14 protein-coding genes and 2 tRNA genes are annotated in these 17,500 nt (G+C 61.9%); 10 read left to right on the top strand and 6 right to left on the bottom strand.

Going from position 1 to position 17,500, the window contains the following annotated elements:
* Positions 1-1,944, bottom strand: coding sequence for an ABC-F family ATP-binding cassette domain-containing protein (locus tag BLU32_RS09915; protein ID WP_093810841.1), 1,944 nt, complete (start codon positions 1,942-1,944; stop codon positions 1-3).
* A gap of 142 nt (positions 1,945-2,086) precedes the next feature.
* Here BLU32_RS09915 and BLU32_RS09910 point away from each other — a divergent pair, with 142 nt between their 5' ends.
* Positions 2,087-2,911 (top strand): cyclase family protein, encoded by an 825-nt coding sequence (locus BLU32_RS09910; protein ID WP_093806598.1) that lies wholly within the window; start codon positions 2,087-2,089, stop codon positions 2,909-2,911.
* A 157-nt stretch (positions 2,912-3,068) separates the two neighbouring features.
* Here the strand turns inward: BLU32_RS09910 and BLU32_RS09905 are convergent, their stop codons facing one another.
* The 4 genes from BLU32_RS09905 to BLU32_RS09895 all read right to left on the bottom strand — a co-directional run bounded on the left by BLU32_RS09905 (position 3,069) and on the right by BLU32_RS09895 (position 6,059).
* Positions 3,069-3,518, bottom strand: coding sequence for a hypothetical protein (locus tag BLU32_RS09905; protein WP_157727611.1), 450 nt, complete (start codon positions 3,516-3,518; stop codon positions 3,069-3,071).
* 11 nt (positions 3,519-3,529) lie between these two features.
* Entirely contained in the window at positions 3,530-3,928 is a 399-nt protein-coding gene (locus BLU32_RS21785; protein ID WP_157727610.1) for a hypothetical protein, read from the bottom strand.
* A 292-nt stretch (positions 3,929-4,220) separates the two neighbouring features.
* Complete coding sequence (glnA, locus tag BLU32_RS09900; protein WP_093806594.1) at positions 4,221-5,630, bottom strand: type I glutamate--ammonia ligase; 1,410 nt, start codon at positions 5,628-5,630, stop codon at positions 4,221-4,223.
* A gap of 90 nt (positions 5,631-5,720) precedes the next feature.
* The gene (locus BLU32_RS09895; protein ID WP_067218098.1) at positions 5,721-6,059 is read right to left on the bottom strand and encodes a P-II family nitrogen regulator; all 339 of its coding nucleotides are present in this window, start codon (positions 6,057-6,059) and stop codon (positions 5,721-5,723) included.
* 368 nt (positions 6,060-6,427) lie between these two features.
* On the opposite strand from BLU32_RS09895, the gene BLU32_RS09890 reads away from it, so the two are divergent.
* The 9 genes from BLU32_RS09890 to BLU32_RS09850 all read left to right on the top strand — a co-directional run bounded on the left by BLU32_RS09890 (position 6,428) and on the right by BLU32_RS09850 (position 16,320).
* Complete coding sequence (locus tag BLU32_RS09890) at positions 6,428-6,841, top strand: VOC family protein (protein WP_093806592.1); 414 nt, start codon at positions 6,428-6,430, stop codon at positions 6,839-6,841.
* Positions 6,838-8,382, top strand: coding sequence for an NAD(P)H-hydrate dehydratase (locus BLU32_RS09885; RefSeq protein ID WP_305849822.1), 1,545 nt, complete (start codon positions 6,838-6,840; stop codon positions 8,380-8,382). The genes BLU32_RS09890 and BLU32_RS09885 overlap by 4 nt, the downstream gene beginning before the upstream one ends.
* 104 nt (positions 8,383-8,486) lie before the next feature.
* A tRNA-Leu gene (locus BLU32_RS09880) sits at positions 8,487-8,571 on the top strand.
* Between the two features lie 95 nt (positions 8,572-8,666).
* Positions 8,667-10,013, top strand: coding sequence for a trigger factor (gene tig, locus BLU32_RS09875; protein WP_093806590.1), 1,347 nt, complete (start codon positions 8,667-8,669; stop codon positions 10,011-10,013).
* A gap of 287 nt (positions 10,014-10,300) precedes the next feature.
* Positions 10,301-10,942 carry an ATP-dependent Clp endopeptidase proteolytic subunit ClpP gene (gene clpP / locus BLU32_RS09870; RefSeq protein WP_093806588.1) on the top strand — a complete coding sequence of 214 codons (642 nt, stop codon included), beginning with the start codon at positions 10,301-10,303 and terminating at the stop codon, positions 10,940-10,942.
* 231 nt (positions 10,943-11,173) lie between these two features.
* The gene (clpX, locus tag BLU32_RS09865; protein WP_093806586.1) at positions 11,174-12,439 is read left to right on the top strand and encodes an ATP-dependent Clp protease ATP-binding subunit ClpX; all 1,266 of its coding nucleotides are present in this window, start codon (positions 11,174-11,176) and stop codon (positions 12,437-12,439) included.
* A gap of 471 nt (positions 12,440-12,910) precedes the next feature.
* Positions 12,911-15,334 carry an endopeptidase La gene (gene lon, locus BLU32_RS09860; RefSeq protein WP_093806584.1) on the top strand — a complete coding sequence of 808 codons (2,424 nt, stop codon included), beginning with the start codon at positions 12,911-12,913 and terminating at the stop codon, positions 15,332-15,334.
* A 183-nt stretch (positions 15,335-15,517) separates the two neighbouring features.
* The gene (locus BLU32_RS09855; RefSeq protein WP_093806582.1) at positions 15,518-15,793 is read left to right on the top strand and encodes an HU family DNA-binding protein; all 276 of its coding nucleotides are present in this window, start codon (positions 15,518-15,520) and stop codon (positions 15,791-15,793) included.
* A 451-nt stretch (positions 15,794-16,244) separates the two neighbouring features.
* Positions 16,245-16,320: transfer RNA gene (locus tag BLU32_RS09850), tRNA-Val, on the top strand.
* Positions 16,321-16,511: 191 nt separating this feature from the next.
* On the opposite strand, the gene BLU32_RS09845 is transcribed toward BLU32_RS09850, so the two are convergent.
* A complete protein-coding gene (locus BLU32_RS09845) occupies positions 16,512-17,387 on the bottom strand; it encodes a LysR family transcriptional regulator (protein ID WP_208977010.1) in 876 nt (291 codons plus the stop codon).
* Between the last annotated feature and the right edge of the window lie 113 nt (positions 17,388-17,500).

Genomic DNA, 17,500 nt, shown 5'->3' with positions numbered 1-17,500 from the left:
TCAGCTTTCCGCCGTCACGCCCTCGTACTCGCTGGAAAGTTCGAGCCAGGACTGCTCGGTTTTTGCGAGTTTCTTCTCCAGGAACGCGCGTTCCTTGACGAATTTCGATGCCCGCTCCGCGTCCTTCATGAAAAAATCGGGATCGGCCAGCGCCGCGTCGAGTTTTTCCATTTTTGCCTGGATCCGTGCGACCTCCGCTTCCGCAGCCCTGATTTCCTTGCGCAAGGGCGCAAGTCTGGAGCGTTGCTCGGCCGCATCCTTGCGTCGCTCCTGGGCGCTGCGCGGGTCTTCCGGCTCTTCGGGTTTTGCGGCTTCGGCTGCGGCGGCCTTGTCCGCTTCCGCTTGTTTCGCCTTTCCTCCCTTGCCGTTCTTGTTCGGCCGATCCTTTTGCAGAATCAGCCGGCGGTAGTCCTCCATGTCGCCTTCAAAGCTCGATACACCTCCGTCAGCGACCAGCCAGAGCCGGTCGGCACAGGCTTCCACCAGATGACGGTCGTGCGAGATGAGGATCACCGCGCCCTCGTATTCGTTGACCGCCTGGATCAGCGCTTCGCGGCTTTCGATGTCGAGGTGGTTGGTCGGCTCGTCCAGGATCAGCAGGTGCGGCCCTTCGAAGGTCGCCAGGCCAAGCAGCAGCCGGGCCTTCTCGCCGCCCGAGAGGTCCTGAGCGGGCGTGTCCATGCGGCTCGTCGGCAGGCCGAAGCGGTTGACGCGCGAGCGGACCTTCGATTCGGCGGCGTCCGGCATCAGCTTGCGCACATGGGCGACGGGGCTGTCGGCGGGTATGAGGTCGTCGAGCTGATGCTGGGCGAAGAAGGCGACATTCATCTTCTTGGCACGGGTGATGGTGCCCGATTGCTCCTTCAACCGGCCGGCGATAAGCTTGGCAAACGTCGACTTGCCGTTGCCGTTCGCGCCGAGCAGGGCGATGCGGTCGTCGTTGTCGATGTTGAGCGCGAGATGAGACAAGACGGTTGTGTCGCCATATCCGGCAGAAACGTTGTCGAGGCGGATGATCGGCGGCGCGAGGCTGCCCACCGGTGCGGGGAACGAGATCGGCAGCGCCTCCGCGCCGCGCAGGCCGGCGATCGGCTCCATCTTCTCCAGCATCTTCAGCCGCGACTGCGCCTGACGCGCCTTGCTCGCCTTGGCGCGGAACCGGTCGACGAAGGCCTGCATGTGCTTGCGCTGGGCTTCCTGCTTCTCGCGGCTCTTTTCCTGAAGCATCATGGTTTCGCGACGCTGGCGGTCGAAACTGTCGAAGCCGCCCCGGTAGAAGGTCAGGCCGAGCTGGTCGAGATGCACGATCGAATCGACCGCCTTGTTCAACAGGTCGCGGTCGTGGCTGATCAGGAGCACCTGATGCGGGTAACGCGCCACATAGCTTTCCAGCCACATGGTGCCTTCCAGATCGAGATAGTTGGTCGGCTCGTCGAGAAGCAGCAGATCGGGCTCGGAAAACAACACCGCGGCAAGCGCCACGCGCATCCGCCAGCCGCCGGAAAAGGCGGAGCAGGGCCGCGCCTGTGCGGCAGAATCGAAACCGAGACCGGAGAGGATGCGGGCCGCGCGCGCTTCCGCCGTATGGGCGTCGATGTCGGCAAGGCGCATGTGGATGTCCGCGATGCGGTGCGGGTCGCTCGCTGTGTCGGCTTCCTCCAGAAGCGCGGCGCGCTCCGTATCGGCGGCCAGCACCACCTCCATCAGCGACTGTTCGGTGCCCGGCGCCTCCTGGGCGACCTGACCGATGCGCAGGCCCTTCGGCATCTGGATCTCGCCGCTTTCCGGCGCCGTGTCTCCCGTGATCAGGCGGAACAGCGTCGACTTTCCCGCGCCGTTGCGGCCGACGAAGCCGGCTTTTGAGCCTGCGGGCAGCGTGACGCTGGCGTTTTCGAGGAGCGTGCGCCCGGCGATGCGATAGGTGAGGTCGGTGATCTTCAACATGGGCGGATCAATGGCGGCAAATGCGTCAAGGTGCAAGGGGGGAAGACAGTGCGCGTGTCATCGATACGGCCCCTTGCGATTGTGTCTTCGCTCTTTCGCAGCCTAGGATGAGGGCGAACGACAAACCAGAGGAGAGAGCAGCATGTGTGTTCCAGGATGTCAGGAAACCGTCGCGCGGCGCTTGAGCCGGCGTGGCCTGCTGAAAGGCGTGGCCGGCGTTGCGGCCGGAGCCGCCGCCTTCACTGCCTTTCCGCCACCGCGCGCCGCGCAGGCGCAGCCGATGAGCTTTTCGAAGGTTGTCGACCTCACCCACGACCTGATGGAGGATTTTCCGACCTATTTCGGTCAGCCGGGGCTCGAGATGGAGCGTATGACGTCCTTCGAGACGGACGGGTTCAACATGTACAAGTGGCATCTCGTCGAGCACACGGGCACCCATCTCGATGCGCCGATCCACTTTTCCGCCGACGGCAAGACCTCGGACGAGATCGCGGTCGACCAGCTTGTGGTGCCGCTCGCCGTCGTCGACGTTCGGGAAAAGGCCGCCGCCGATCCGGATTATCAGGTGACGGTCGAGGATCTGAAGGCCCATGAGGAGGCTCATGGGCCGTTGCCGGAGGGCGGTTGTGTCGCGATGAACTCGGGCTGGGCCGCGCATGTCGCCACGGACAAGTTCCGCAACGCCGACGCCGACGGCACCATGCATTTCCCCGGCTTTTCCAAGGATGCGGCGATGTACATGATGGAAAAGGGTGTGGTCGGCATGGCCGTCGACACGCTGTCGCTCGACTTCGGCGCGTCCAAGACCTTCGACACGCATTACGCCTGGCTGCCGACGGAGCGCTGGGGGATCGAATGCCTCGCCGGCCTCGACGAGGTGCCCGCGACCGGCGCGACGCTGGTCGTCGGCGCGCCGAAGATCAAGGGCGCAACCGGCGGCCCCAGCCGTGTGATCGCGCTGGTTTGAAACCGTTGGCGCGGCAAATGGCTTCGACAAAGACAAAACTCCCGGCGGGAGACCGCCGGGGTTTCTCGTTTCGTGTCGGAAGCGGTCCGGCTGGCCGGTCGCTTCTGCGCCTCGGGAGATCTAGGCGGAATCGGCACTTTGGATCATGCGATCAACATTAACGTTGCGGAAGATCTTCGTTCGCGAGCCAATTGATCCCTGCCGCGAAGCCTTGCAAGAGCGTGTCCCCGGCATTTTCCGCGCCATTCTTTATGTCGTCGCCGTGCTCTGCCCAGAATTGTTTCGCCTTTGGAACGATCACGTGTTTGCCGATGAACCTCGCGTCATCGATCACTTCTCCGAGGTCGTTGGCTTGCGTTTCGACAAAGGTGCCGCCAGCACATAGCACCCTTTCCTTTTCGATGGTGTGCCGCTTGCAGTGCCCATTGTATGCAGCATAGGCATCTGTCGAGAGGAAGATCAGAGTGAGGGGAAGCGCGACTTTTTTCATGCCATTCGATGCGAGACGCGATGCTGCAACAGGCACGGATGGACTCGCGTCGGCATGAACGGTGGCGGGCAAGGTGAGCGCAACTAAAGTCATAATCACGAGAGCGAGCTTTTTCACACCTACCTCCATCAGCTGATAAAGACGATCACCAGATCGGTTTCGGTTTCGATGACGACGAAATCCCGCCCCTCTTTGTTTTCACCCTTCGCATAGATCTTGTAGACTCCGGCAGATACCCAAATGACCCTTTCGTCATAGGTGAGGCCGCGAACCGGATATTTGGGTGAAAACCACCGCTTGTTCACAAATTTTCGTTGAACGGAGTATCGCTCGGCAACTTCGACTGCCAATGCCGTGGATACGGCGGTAAGAATAATGGTACTCGCCACTTTTCCAAGAAGTTCGCGGAGAAGATGCGCTTTGGATCCGGCTTCTGCAGTTTGTACTGTTGAAATAGCCAAGGCCGCAGTCAAAGCGACGGCGTATGTAATTTTTAAAAATTTACTTTCGGTTGTAGGGAGTTGCATATCGACCCTCCAACATCTAGCCTTACACTGTCCTATTATTATTGGTATTTTTGAAATTGTCTATCCGACTTCGGTTCTATTGACTTTGAAGTCGGGGGGAGGCAATTTTCGGTCGTAGAAAGACTGCTAAGCACCTTGAAACTATTGCATTAATGATTTTTTAGGGTTTTGCGAGAGCGTTGCAAAATCGTCTGATCGGTATTCGATAGCGCGTGCGCTACAAAAAACCCCCGGCGGGTGACCGCCGGGGGTTTGTTCGTTCCGGTTCGCCCGCTAGGGGCGGGGACGACACTTAGACGGAGTAGTACAGGTCGTATTCGACCGGATGCGGGGTCATTTCGTAGCGCATGTTTTCTTCCATCTTCAGTTCGATGTAGGCATCGATCTGGTCGTCGTCCATGACGCCGCCGGCCTTCAGGAAGTCGCGGTCGGCATCGAGCGACTCGAGCGCTTCGCGCAGCGAGGCGGAGACAGTCGGGATGTCCTTCAGCTCTTCCGGCGGCAGATCGTAAAGGTTCTTGTCCATCGCATCGCCGGGATGGATCTTGTTCTTGACGCCGTCGAGGCCGGCCATCAGCAGCGCCGCGAAGCAAAGGTACGGGTTCGCGGACGGATCCGGGAAACGCACCTCGACGCGCTTTGCCTTCGGTGAGGAGGAGAACGGAATGCGGCAGGACGCCGAGCGGTTGCGCGACGAATAGGCCAGCAGGACCGGCGCCTCGTAGCCCGGCACCAGACGCTTGTAGGAGTTGGTCGACGGGTTGGTGAAGGCGTTCAGCGCCTTGGCGTGCTTCAGGATGCCGCCGATGTAGTAGAGGCAGGTCTCGGAAAGATCCGCGTACTGGTTGCCGGCGAAGGCCGGCGCGCCGTCCTTCCAGATCGACTGGTGCACGTGCATGCCGGTGCCGTTGTCGCCGAAGACGGGCTTGGGCATGAAGGTGGCCGTCTTGCCATAGGCGTGGGCGACCTGATGCACGACATACTTGTAGATCTGCATCTTGTCGGCGTTGCGCGTCAGCGTGTCGAACATGATGCCGAGTTCGTGCTGGGCCGCGGCCACCTCGTGGTGGTGCTTCTCGACGGTGACGCCCATCTCGGTGAGAACCGTCAGCATCTCGGAACGGATGTCCTGGCAGCTGTCGATCGGCGGGACCGGGAAGTAGCCGCCCTTGGTGCGCGGACGGTGACCCATGTTGCCGGTGTCATAGTCGGAGCCCATGTTCGACGGCAGTTCGGTGCTGTCGATCTGGAAGCCGGTGTCATACGGATCGGTGGAGAAGCGAACGTCGTCGAAGATGAAGAATTCGGCTTCCGGGCCGACGTAGACGGTGTCGCCGACGCCGAGCGACTTCATGTAGGCCTCGGCCTTCTTGGCCGTCGTGCGCGGGTCGCGGTTGTAAGCCTCGCCGGAAATCGGGTCGACGACATCACAGATGATCGCCATCGTGGACTGCGCGAAGAACGGATCGACATGCGCCGTCTCGGGATCGAGAATCAGCATCATGTCGGACTCGTTGATGGCTTTCCAGCCGGCAATGGACGAGCCGTCGAACGCCACACCTTCGGCGAACATGTCCTCGTCGACAAGGCCGGCGTCCATGGTCACATGCTGCATCTTGCCGCGCGGATCGGAAAAGCGAAGGTCAATGAACTTGATGTCCTTTTCCTTGATTTCCTTGAGAATTTCAGTGGCGCTCGTCATGTAGTGCTTCCCTGTCGTTCTTGAGTAACCGTTTGGGTGAAAAGGCCGCCGAAGCGCGTCCGACGGCAGGGAGGTCAAGGCCCGGACGCTCTAGATGGCGTCGGTGCCTGTTTCGCCGGTGCGGATGCGCACGGCTTCCTCGATTGTGGAGACGAAGATCTTGCCGTCACCGATCCGTCCGGTCTGTGCCGCGTTGCGGATGGCTTCCACGGCCTTGTCTACCAGATCGTCGGTCAGGACGATCTCGACTTTGACCTTGGGCAGGAAGTCCACCACGTATTCGGCGCCGCGATAGAGTTCGGTATGGCCTTTCTGGCGCCCGAAGCCCTTGGCCTCGGTCACGGTGATGCCTTGAAGGCCGACCTCCTGGAGGGCCTCCTTGACCTCATCAAGCTTGAACGGCTTGATAATTGCCTCGATTTTCTTCATCGCCTCCGCCATTTCGCGTCGCTCGGTTGAGAAATGCCGGCCACAAGGGGCCTGAGCTCCCCTCTGATTAGCACGCAGCGTGCCAATCTCGCCTGCGGAAAAAACAGCCCGCATTTCGGGCAGTTTACGCCGGGATTCCAGAGGCTTCATGCCAGTGGGCCAACTTGTTTGTGCGATAAATAGGCAATTTGCTTAAAAAATAATCACACAACACCTGTCAGGTCGGCTTTGTCGAAGTCTTGCATTGTGTTGCGTGCAACCGGCGCTTGGAGCGACACTGACCGCCCGGATCGGCAACCGGTCGCACCTGCCTGGCGGGACCGTGCGGCAGGGGCGATCCCAGGCTTGCAGACTGGCGGGAGAATGACATGCGTATTTCAGCCTTGGACCATATCGTGTTGACCGTGACCGACCCCGACGCGACGGTTGCCTTCTATTGCGGCGTGCTCGGCATGGAAGAGGTTGTGTTCGGCGGCGGTCGCCGCGCGCTCCGGTTTGGCGCCCAGAAAATCAACCTGCATGAGGCCGGTGCGGAGTTTTCGCCTGCGGCACATCGCCCGACGCCCGGTTCGGGGGATCTCTGCTTTCTCGTGGACGCGCTCGATGCCGTCATTGCCCGGCTCGAACTGGCGAAGGTCCTGATCGAGGAGGGGCCGGTGTCGCGCACCGGGGCGTGGTCGCCGCTTCGCTCTATCTATGTCCGCGATCCGGACGGAAACCTCATCGAACTGTCGGAGCCGCAAGAGGTCGTGCTTGCCGGCGGGGCGGGTGAGGCAGCGTGACGGAGCTTCTCACGCCCGCCGAAATGGGTCTTGCAGACCGGTTGACCATCGACGGCGGGGTGGCCGGCATCGATCTAATGACGTCGGCAGGTCGTGCGGTTGCCGACACCGCCTGCCGGATGGTGCGCCACGAGTCGCCCATCCTTGTGCTGGCCGGTCCCGGCAACAACGGCGGCGACGGGTTTGTTGCGGCACGCTTCCTGCGCCAGAGGGGATATCGGGTCGACGTGCTGCTGCTCGGCGCGCGCGAGCGGATTTCGGGCGATGCGATGCTTGCTCTGGAGCGCATGGAGGCAGGCGGCGTGCCCGCCGGGACGCTTGACGAAGGCGCGCTGGCGACGGCGCTGGCCGGTGCCGGACTTGTCGTGGACGCGGTTTTTGGAGCGGGGCTTGATCGTCCACTGGTCGGGCTTGCAAAGACACTGGTGGAGCAGGTGGGTGAAAGCGGCCTGCCCGTGCTCGCCGTGGATCTCCCGTCGGGGATCAACGGCGAGAGCGGGCAGGAGATGGGGTGCGCGATCAAGGCGACGCGCACGATTACCTTTTTCCGCGCAAAGCCCGGCCATCTGCTGCTGCCGGGTCGATTGGCCTGCGGGCCCGTCGAAGTGGTCGATATCGGCATCGGCGAGGCGGTTCTGGAGACAATTGGCGTTCGAACCTGGCGAAATGGCTCCGGTCTTTGGGCGCGGTTCTGTCGCCCGCCGGAGCCGGATGGACACAAATATGCACGCGGTCATGCCGTGGTCGTGTCGGGTCCGGCGCTGTCCACTGGCGCGGCGCGCCTTGCCGCGGGCGCGGCATTGCGTGTCGGGGCAGGGTTGGTGAGCGTTGCGACGCCCCCGTCGGCCGCCCTTGTGAATGCAATGCAACTGACGGCGGTCATGGTGCGCTCGTTCAAGGGGGCGGACGGGCTGCGCCGGACCCTCGACGATCCGCGTTTCAATGCCGTTGCGATCGGGCCCGGCGTTGGCGTCGGCGCGTCGACGCGGGCACTGGTCGAAGTGTGCCTGACGGGCGAGCGTGCAGTGGTGCTCGATGCGGATGCGCTGACGAGTTTCGCGGATGAGCCCCAGGCGCTGTTTTCATGCATCAAGAGCCGTGGCGACCTGGCTGCCGGTGTCGTTCTGACCCCGCACGAGGGGGAGTTCGCCCGGCTGTTTCCCGACACTGGCGCGGCGGAGGTGCCGTCCAAGGTCGAACGGGCGCGCAGGGCTGCAGCGCGCTGTGGCGCCGTGATCATCCTGAAGGGGGCGGACACGGTGATCGCGGCGCCGGACGGACGGGCGGCGATCAACGACAATGCGCCGCCCTGGCTTGCAACGGCGGGATCGGGTGACGTTCTCGCTGGAGTTGCGACCGGTTTGCTGGCCCGCGGAATGCCGGCCTTTGAGGCGGCGGCGATGGCGGTCTGGCTCCATGGCGCCGCCGGGCAGTCCTGCGGGGTGGCGATGACGGCGGAAGATCTTGAGCCGGCTCTTCGGGGGGTGATCGCGGAACTGGCGCTGCAGTGCGGGGAAAACGAGGCCGGAGGGACGGCTTGAAATCGCCTGTGGCAAGGCGGGCGGATGCCCCGGTTTTTCCTTTGACCCGCTCAAACGGGGTGCTATAGAGGCCGCGCCTCGGTTTTAGGCGCCTTTTGCACGTCGCGGGCGTGGTGGAACTGGTAGACACGCCAGATTTAGGTTCTGGTGGCGCAAGCCGTGGGGGTTCAAGTCCCTCCGCCCGCACCACGTCGAGCCTGAACCCGAAGCAAACCCGAAACAGGGCAACATTTTCGAACGAGCTGTCGGAAAGACGTTCTCTATCAAGGACGAAGCACACGACCATGCAGGTAACCGAAACGCTGGCCGAGGGGCTGAAACGCGAACTGAAAGTCGTCATTCCGGCGTCTGAGCTTGCAAGCCGCCTCGATACATATCTCGAAGATCTCAAGGGCAAGGTCCGCATCAACGGCTTCCGGCCGGGCAAGGTGCCGATGGGCCACATGAAGCGGATGTACGGCCGTCAGGCCACCGCCGAGATCCTTAACGAAATGATCACCGAGACCACCCGCAAGGCGGTCGAGGAACGCAATGAGAAGCCGGCTTTGCAGCCCGAAATCGATTTGCCGGAAGACGATGCGGAAGCGATCCTCTCGGGATCGTCCGACATCGCCTACACGATGAGCTACGACATTCTGCCGGAATTCGAGATCATCGACTTCAAGACGATCGAGCTCGAGCGTCCGATCGTCGAGATCGACGAGGCGGAAGTCGACGAGCAGATCACCCAGATCGCGGAAAACAACAAGCCGTTCGACACCAAGGACGGCCCGGCGGCTGACGGTGATCGGGTGCAGATGAGCTACATCGGCAAGCTCGACGGAGAGCCTTTCGAGGGCGGTGCCGACGAGAATGGCCAGCTTGTGATCGGCTCGCAGCAGTTTATCCCGGGCTTCGAGGAGCAACTCGTCGGTCTGAAAGCCGGCGACGAGAAGACCATTGAGGTCAGCTTCCCCGAGGACTATCCGGCCAATCATCTCGCGGGCAAGCCTGTGTCCTTCGACATCGTCGTCAAGGAAGTTCAGGCGCCGGGCGACGTGAAGATCGACGACGAGTTCGCCAAGGGGCTGGGCCTTGAGGGGCTGGACAAGCTCAAGGAGATCATCCGCGGCCAGATCGAGAGCCAGTACGGCGCGATGACCCGTCAAAAGGTCAAGCGTCAGCTTCTCGACAAGCTCGACGAGATCTATACCTTCGACCTGCCCGAGCGGCTGGTCCTGTCCGAGTTCGACGGCGTGTGGCGCCAGGTCGAGGCGGACATGCAGCGGGAAGGCAAGACCTTTGAGGACGAGGGCGCTTCGGAAGAGGAGAGCCGCGCGGAGTACCGCAAGATCGCGGAGCGACGCGTGCGTCTCGGCCTTGTCCTCTCGGAGGTCGGTGACCGGAACGAGGTCAAGGTGAGCGACGACGAGGTCCAGAAGGCCCTCTATGAGCGTGTTCGTCAGTTCCCCGGCCAGGAAAAGGAAGTCTTCGAATACTATCGAAGCAATCCGCAGGCCCTTGCCAGCATCCAGGCTCCGATCTACGAAGAGAAGGTGGTCGACTACATCCTCGAGCTTGCCCAGGTGACCGACAAGACGGTGACCAAGGACGAGTTGATGGCCGAGGACGAGGACGCTGCCGCAGCCTGAGTTTTGCGGCTTTCATGACATGGCTGCTCCGGCCCGCCCCTTGGGCTGGGACGGGGCGGACCCGGAGAAGGCGGGGGAAGGCGTTCTTAACCCTTGCCGGTGTCTCATCAGCACCTATCTTTCGGAACAAGGCGACATCCCTTATGAATGGGTGTCGCTTTTTTCGACTCAGACCGAGACCGAGAGCGCACCACCCGTCGCACACCGGCCACGGGGTTCGAAGGAAAGGCACCATCCATGTGCCGGAACCGACGGACAGGGGCGCTCCGCCAAAGCATGGACGAGGCATGAAGGATCCTATCGATTTCGCCGTGAACTCTCTTGTCCCGATGGTCGTCGAGCAGACGAACCGGGGCGAACGCGCGTTCGATATCTACTCGCGGCTTTTGAAGGAGCGGATCATTTTCCTGACCGGTCCGGTCGAGGACCATCTGGCAACGCTGATTTGCGCCCAGCTCCTCTACCTGGAGGCGGAAAACCCGTCCAAGGAGATATCGCTCTACATCAACTCGCCGGGCGGGCTCGTGACATCGGGCCTTGCCATTTACGATACGATGCAGTTCATCCGCCCCGACGTATCGACGCTTTGCATCGGCCAGGCCGCTTCGATGGGGTCGCTGCTGCTTGCTGCCGGGGCGAAGGGCATGCGCTTTTCGCTGCCGAACGCCCGGGTCATGGTGCACCAGCCGTCGGGCGGCTTCCGCGGGCAGGCGGCGGACATCATGCTGCACGCCCAGGAAATCCTGAAGCTGAAGCAGCGTTTGAACGAAATCTACGTGAAGCACACCGGTCAGTCGCTTGACGCGGTCGAGTCCGCGCTCGAGCGCGACAATTTCATGACGGCCGAAACGGCCAAGTCGTTCGGTATCGTCGATGAAGTTATCACCGACCGCGCCAGTCTTGGCGAGGGCGGCGACGCGTCCAAGTAACCGGAATGAAGCCGACGCCCGGGATTGATGCCCGGGCGTCGGGCAAAACCGGGTTCATGCGTTTGCCTTAAACGAATGTTGATTTTTAAGGTGGAAGCATGGTGACATTCGGGAAGGTTTGCGGGTTCGCCGACGGCCCGAAGCCCGGACAGGAAGACGCGCGGGCGCGTTTTCCTTTATAAGACAGACCGGAAGATCACCGGATCTTCCGAACCACGCGGGGTTTACCTGATGACCAAGGCCAGCGGCGGCGATTCGAAGAACACGCTTTATTGCTCCTTCTGCGGCAAGAGCCAGCACGAAGTGCGCAAGTTGATCGCCGGCCCGACCGTTTTTATCTGCGACGAATGCGTCGAGTTGTGCATGGACATCATTCGCGAGGAGAACAAGTCCTCGCTGGTGAAGTCGCGCGACGGCATTCCCACGCCGCAGGAAATTCGGTCCGTGCTCGACGACTATGTGATCGGCCAGGGACCTGCCAAGAAGGTGCTGTCGGTCGCGGTGCACAACCACTACAAGCGCCTCAATCACGCGTCCAAGAGCAATGATGTCGAACTTGCCAAGTCGAACATCCTGCTGGCCGGCCCCACCGGTTGCGGCAAGACACTGCTTGCCCAGACGCTGGCGCGCATTCTCGATGTGCCCTTCACGATGGCCGATGCCACGACGCTCACGGAAGCCGGCTATGTCGGCGAGGACGTCGAAAACATCATTCTCAAGCTGCTCCAGTCGGCAGACTACAACGTCGAACGCGCACAGCGCGGCATCGTCTACATCGATGAGGTCGACAAGATCAGCCGCAAGGCCGACAACCCCTCGATCACCCGCGACGTCTCGGGCGAGGGCGTGCAGCAGGCCCTGCTGAAGATCATGGAAGGCACGGTTGCCTCGGTTCCCCCGCAGGGCGGTCGCAAGCACCCGCAGCAGGAGTTCCTTCAGGTCGACACGACCAACATCCTGTTCATCTGCGGCGGCGCCTTCGCCGGGCTCGACAAGATCATCTCCGAACGCGGCCGCAAGACCTCGATCGGCTTCAAGGCCAATGTCGAGGCGCCGGAGGATCGGCGTACGGGCGAGCTGTTCGGCGAGCTCGAGCCGGAGGATCTGCTGAAGTTCGGTCTCATCCCCGAATTCGTCGGCCGTCTCCCGGTGATCGCGACGCTTGGCGATCTCGACGAGGAAGCGCTGGTCAAGATCCTGACCGAGCCGAAGAACGCGCTCGTCAAGCAGTATCAGCGCCTGTTCGACATGGAAAACGTCGAGCTGACCTATCACGAGGAAGCGCTCAAGGCGATCGCGCGCAAGGCGATCGAGCGCAAGACCGGTGCGCGCGGGCTGCGCTCGATCATCGAGACGATCCTTCTCGACACGATGTACGAGCTTCCCGGCCTCAAGGGCGTGAAGGAGGTTGTGATCTCCGCCGAGGTGGTGACCGGCGAGGCGCGGCCGCTCTACATCTATGAGGATCGCGAGGAAGAATCCGTCTCCAGCGCCTGAGCGCCAGACGGATTGCCGATCGATTTCGAAGGTATCAATGAGCCCCGGTGCATGTCGCCGGGGCTCTTTTGATGTGGCGCGGCACCGTGCCCGGATGGAGAAGCGTTGCGGCAGTGCAATGGCAGGTCGGTTTGCCGGCTTCGGTGGCCGGCGGGCGGTCGGATCGGACGATTTCCACCGATGGATTGCCGGGAGCGCGCGGTTTTTCGGCGAATCAGCCGGCTTTGAGCTTACTCTCGTTTACGACGCAACGTGACGACACGCCTGCGCGCCTTGACACCGCGCGAAGGGGACTCCACCTAATGAAGCAACAGGTGGCGTGGCATCGTCCGGCGTGCCCATGAGGGGCGGCGGTCGATGGCCGGATCGGATCGCGGGGACCCCCCCGCAGGTTCGACAGCGCAGCCGGCAATGCGCCCGTCCGTGACCGCAACCTTTTGGGGCGGCGGGTTCGCAAGGAAAGGAAAACCAATGACTGAGTTCGATGCGCGGCCCGAGGGCGAGGGAACGCTGTACCCGGTGCTTCCCCTTCGCGACATCGTTGTCTTCCCGCACATGATCGTGCCGCTTTTTGTCGGTCGCGAAAAGTCCATTCGTGCGCTGGAAGAGGTGATGGCCGCTGACAAGCAGATCCTGCTTGCCACTCAGGTGAACGCCTCAGATGATGATCCGTCGCCCTCCGATATCTACGAGATCGGCACGCTTGCTACCGTGCTTCAGTTGCTCAAATTGCCCGACAACACCGTGAAGGTGCTCGTCGAGGGTGGCGCGCGTGCGCGAATTTCCGAGTACACTGACCGCAGCGACCTCTTCGAGGCGCATGCGGTGGCCCTGCCGGAGGAGGAGGGCGACACGATCGAGGTCGAGGCGCTGTCCCGTTCGGTGATCTCCGAGTTCGAGAACTACGTGAAACTGAACAAGAAGGTCTCGCCGGAGGTGCTGGGTGCCGTCGGTCAGATCGAGGAATATTCCAAGCTGGCCGATACGATCGCATCGCACCTTGCGGTCAAGATCCCGGAAAAGCAGGAAATCCTCGGCATCACGTCGGTCTCCGACCGTCTGGAACGTGTGCTTGGGCTGATGGAGAGCGAGATTTCCGTCCTGCAGGTGGAAAAGCGCATCCGTTCGCGCGTCAAGCGCCAGATGGAGAAGACGCAGCGCGAGTATTATCTCAACGAGCAGATGAAGGCGATCCAGAAGGAACTCGGCGACGGCGAGGATGGCCGCGACGAGGTGGCCGAACTGGAAGAGCGCATTACCAAGACGAAGCTGTCGAAGGAGGCGCGCGAGAAGGCCACTGCGGAGATGCGCAAGCTCAAGCAGATGAGCCCGATGTCCGCCGAGGCGACGGTGGTGCGCAACTACCTCGACTGGCTCCTGGGAATTCCCTGGGGCAAGAAGGGCAAGGTCAAGCACGATCTGAAGCACGCTCAGTCGGTGCTCGATTCCGATCACTATGGCCTGGAGAAGGTCAAGGAGCGGATCGTGGAGTATCTGGCCGTTCAGAAGCGCGCCAACAAGCTCAAGGGGCCGATCCTGTGTCTTGTCGGGCCTCCGGGGGTCGGCAAGACCTCGCTCGGCAAGTCCATTGCCAAGTCGACGGGCCGCGAGTTCGTTCGCATGTCGCTGGGAGGCGTGCGCGACGAGGCAGAGATCCGCGGTCACCGGCGGACCTACATCGGGTCGATGCCCGGCAAGGTCATCCAGTCGATGAAGAAGGCGAAGAAGTCCAACCCGCTCTTCCTGTTCGACGAGATCGACAAGATGGGAATGGATTTCCGCGGCGATCCCTCCTCGGCGCTTCTGGAGGTGCTGGATCCGGAACAGAACGCGTCCTTCATGGATCACTATCTGGAGGTCGAGTACGATCTTTCGGACGTGATGTTCGTGACCACGGCCAATACGCTGAACATTCCCGCGCCGCTGATGGACCGGATGGAGATCATCCGCATCGCCGGTTACACCGAGGATGAAAAGATCGAAATCGCCCGCCGGCACCTTCTGCCCAAGGCGATCAAGGATCATGGATTGCGCGAAGGCGAGTTCGAGGTCGAGGACGCGGCACTTCGCATGGTGATCCGGCGCTACACCCGCGAGGCGGGCGTGCGTAATCTCGAGCGCGAGCTGGCGACCCTGGCGCGTAAGGCCGTCAAGGAGATCCTGATGAGCGAGAAGTCGACCATCGCGGTCGACGAGGCCTGCGTCGAGGAGTTCCTGGGCGTTCCGCGGTTCCGTTATGGCGAGGCCGAGCTTGAGGATCAGGTCGGTGTCGTCACCGGTCTGGCGTGGACCGAGGTGGGCGGCGAGTTGCTGACCATCGAGGGCGCCATGATGCCGGGCAAGGGCAAGATGACCGTGACCGGCAACCTGCGAGACGTGATGAAGGAATCGATTTCCGCAGCCGCCTCCTACGTGCGCTCGCGGGCGGTTGATTTCGGCATCGAGCCGCCGTTGTTCGACAAGCGCGATATCCACGTCCACGTCCCCGAAGGCGCCACGCCGAAGGATGGTCCGTCTGCCGGTATCGCGATGGCCACGGCCGTGATTTCCGTGATGACGGGAATTCCGGTACGTCGCCATGTGGCGATGACCGGCGAGATCACCCTTCGCGGGCGCATCCTGCCCATCGGCGGCCTGAAGGAAAAGCTTCTGGCGGCGCTGCGCGGCGGCATCACGACCGTGTTGATTCCGGAAGACAATGCCAAGGACCTCGCGGAGATCCCTGACAACGTCAAGAACGGCCTTGAAATCATCCCCGTGTCCCGCATGGAGGATGTGCTCAAGACGGCGCTGGAACGCATTCCGGAAGCCATCGAGTGGGACGAAGCGGCGGCGGATGCCGCGCGCGAAGCGGCGCGTTTGGGCAGTGAGGCGGCGAAGCCCGTCGCGCACTAAGTCCACGGGTTATGCACAAAAAAGGGGTCCCGGCTCGTGTCGGGGCCCCTTTGTCGTACAAAAAGGCGACAAAATCGCGGATTTCTGCCCTTTTCGGCTTGCCTTGTGCCGGAAATCGCAAGAGTGTCCCTGCCGAAGCCTGTGACGAATCGACGGGCTGCTGTTTCCAGGAAAGGGACTGCCATGAACAAAAACGATCTGATCGCCGCTGTTGCCGATAAGACCGGTCTCACCAAGGCGCAGGCTGGCGAAGCGGTCGACGCCGCACTCGACGCCGTCACCACCACGCTGAAGAGCGGCGGTGAAGTCCGCATCATCGGCTTTGGCAATTTCTCGGTGTCCGAGCGCGCCGCCTCCGAAGGCCGCAACCCGCGCACGGGCGAGACCATCCAGATTCCGGCGTCCAAGACGCCGAAGTTCAAGGCCGGCAAGGGCCTCAAGGACGCCGTCAACGTCTGAGGACGCGACGTCGCGGAACTTGCGTGACGGCCCTGCGAGCGAAAGCCCGCGGGGCCGCTTCGCGTGTGGACCTACGCTGTCTTCGAGCGGCTTCGACCGGCGTCCTTCAAGGGCGTCTTTCGGCATCCGGGTTGACGTGCGGTGGCCGGGGGTTGCCCTTTCATGGGCCGAAGGCGCCCGAGGATGGCCTTGGGGCCTTTTGGAGCGCGTCTGGGTGTTTTAGGAGGCTTCTGGACTTCCGGTTCGGCTCCGGCGTTCCGGGGCGCCTTGTCGCCGGCGACAGGGCCGGGGCGCGGCCTCGCGCTCATTGGAATGGGACAAGCCGCAAGAGCTTGTTGAATTTGCCGGCGGGCCGGCTTAATAGTCCTTCTGCCTCCGGCGCACCGTCTCAACTGTGTGCATGCGAGGCACTCGCGCGGTTCGGGCGTTCAGGCCCCCGTTCTCCGCTGCGGGGCGGTTAGCTCAGTTGGTAGAGCGCCTCGTTTACACCGAGGATGTCGGGAGTTCGAGTCTCTCACCGCCCACCATTTTCCACTCTCTTACTGAGAAGATCATTGATTTCTCTGTGCTCCCACACAAGCGGCGCCGAGAAGCATGCATTTGAAACGGCGTGAAAATCGGTCGAAGAGATCGCGATCCGCACCCTGTTTGATCTCGCGGCTGCTCTTGCTTGAAATGCGATTTGTTCTGCACGCATCAGCAACGATGCGCCATTCGGCTATGGCGCGATGCCCCAGGCTTTGCGGGTGGCGTTCATGAAGGCCGTGACGGTGGGTGATTTCCGTTTGTCCCGTGCGGTGATCAGGAAAAAAGGCGAGGTGTATTGCCAGCCTTCCACCGCAAGCCGGCGCACGTCGCCGGACCGGACCCAGCGTTCGGCATAGGGATCGGGCAAAAATCCCAGGTAATGTCCGGAGCGGATCAGCATCAGCTGCGGCTCGATCTGGAACACGGTGGCGGCAACATTGCGGAATGCGTTTTGGCGCGCTTGCGCGTTGCGCCAGTAGCCGCGTTGCACAAAGGGCTGTCCCAACACCTCGTCGCGGATCAGATCGCAGTCAGGCGTGCCGAAGTACCGATGCGCACGGCCGCAATACAGGCTGTGCGTTTCGACATGCAGCGGCAAGTGATCGAGACCGTCGACCGGAGACAGGTCAACGCCGATCCCGCAGTGGTAGATGCCGTCGCGCACCTTCTGTTGCAGATCCTGGGCCGGTTCCTGGGCAAGCACGACCTTCACCTCAGGCGCCATTTCAGCGAACTCCGCGATCGCCTCGGGAAGACGGTTTTGGGGATCGTCCGAAATCGAATCCAGCGCTCCGATCCGAAGCTCGCCGCTGATCTTGCCTTGCACGGAACCGACGTCGGCCGAAAAATCCTGCAGCGCCGCGTTCAGGCGGGTCGCCGCCTCGTGCACGCTGCGGCCCTCTTGCGTGAGCTTGAACCCGCGCCGTCCCCGGCGGCACAAGACAATGCCAAGGCGCTCCTCAAGCGCGGCCATGTGATTGGAAATCGTCGACTGGCTGAGATTGAGCTCGACCTCGGCCGCCGAAAACCCGCCGTGGCGCACGACAGCCTCAAAAACCTGCAGCAATCGAAGGTCGCTTCCAGACGGGTGCATTGGACACCTGATACATTTGAATTTATCAATGTAGTGATTGATAAATTTCTATTTTACAAGCTATCGGATTTCGTATGTTGAAATTT

This window comes from Stappia sp. ES.058 (assembly GCF_900105595.1).
GTDB lineage: Bacteria > Pseudomonadota > Alphaproteobacteria > Rhizobiales > Stappiaceae > Stappia.
Note: the sequence above shows the minus strand (reverse complement) of the source record. Positions and strands in the feature narration are given on the sequence as shown.

Coding starts and splice junctions, on each gene's coding strand:
- BLU32_RS21785 (WP_157727610.1), bottom strand. CDS start 3,928: ATGCAACTCCCTACAACCGAAAGTAAATTTTTAAAAATTACATACGCC.
- lon (WP_093806584.1), top strand. CDS start 12,911: ATGACTGAGTTCGATGCGCGGCCCGAGGGCGAGGGAACGCTGTACCCG.
- BLU32_RS09890 (WP_093806592.1), top strand. CDS start 6,428: ATGCGTATTTCAGCCTTGGACCATATCGTGTTGACCGTGACCGACCCC.
- BLU32_RS09895 (WP_067218098.1), bottom strand. CDS start 6,059: ATGAAGAAAATCGAGGCAATTATCAAGCCGTTCAAGCTTGATGAGGTC.
- BLU32_RS09915 (WP_093810841.1), bottom strand. CDS start 1,944: ATGTTGAAGATCACCGACCTCACCTATCGCATCGCCGGGCGCACGCTC.
- clpP (WP_093806588.1), top strand. CDS start 10,301: ATGAAGGATCCTATCGATTTCGCCGTGAACTCTCTTGTCCCGATGGTC.
- BLU32_RS09855 (WP_093806582.1), top strand. CDS start 15,518: ATGAACAAAAACGATCTGATCGCCGCTGTTGCCGATAAGACCGGTCTC.
- BLU32_RS09910 (WP_093806598.1), top strand. CDS start 2,087: ATGTGTGTTCCAGGATGTCAGGAAACCGTCGCGCGGCGCTTGAGCCGG.
- tig (WP_093806590.1), top strand. CDS start 8,667: ATGCAGGTAACCGAAACGCTGGCCGAGGGGCTGAAACGCGAACTGAAA.
- clpX (WP_093806586.1), top strand. CDS start 11,174: ATGACCAAGGCCAGCGGCGGCGATTCGAAGAACACGCTTTATTGCTCC.
- glnA (WP_093806594.1), bottom strand. CDS start 5,630: ATGACGAGCGCCACTGAAATTCTCAAGGAAATCAAGGAAAAGGACATC.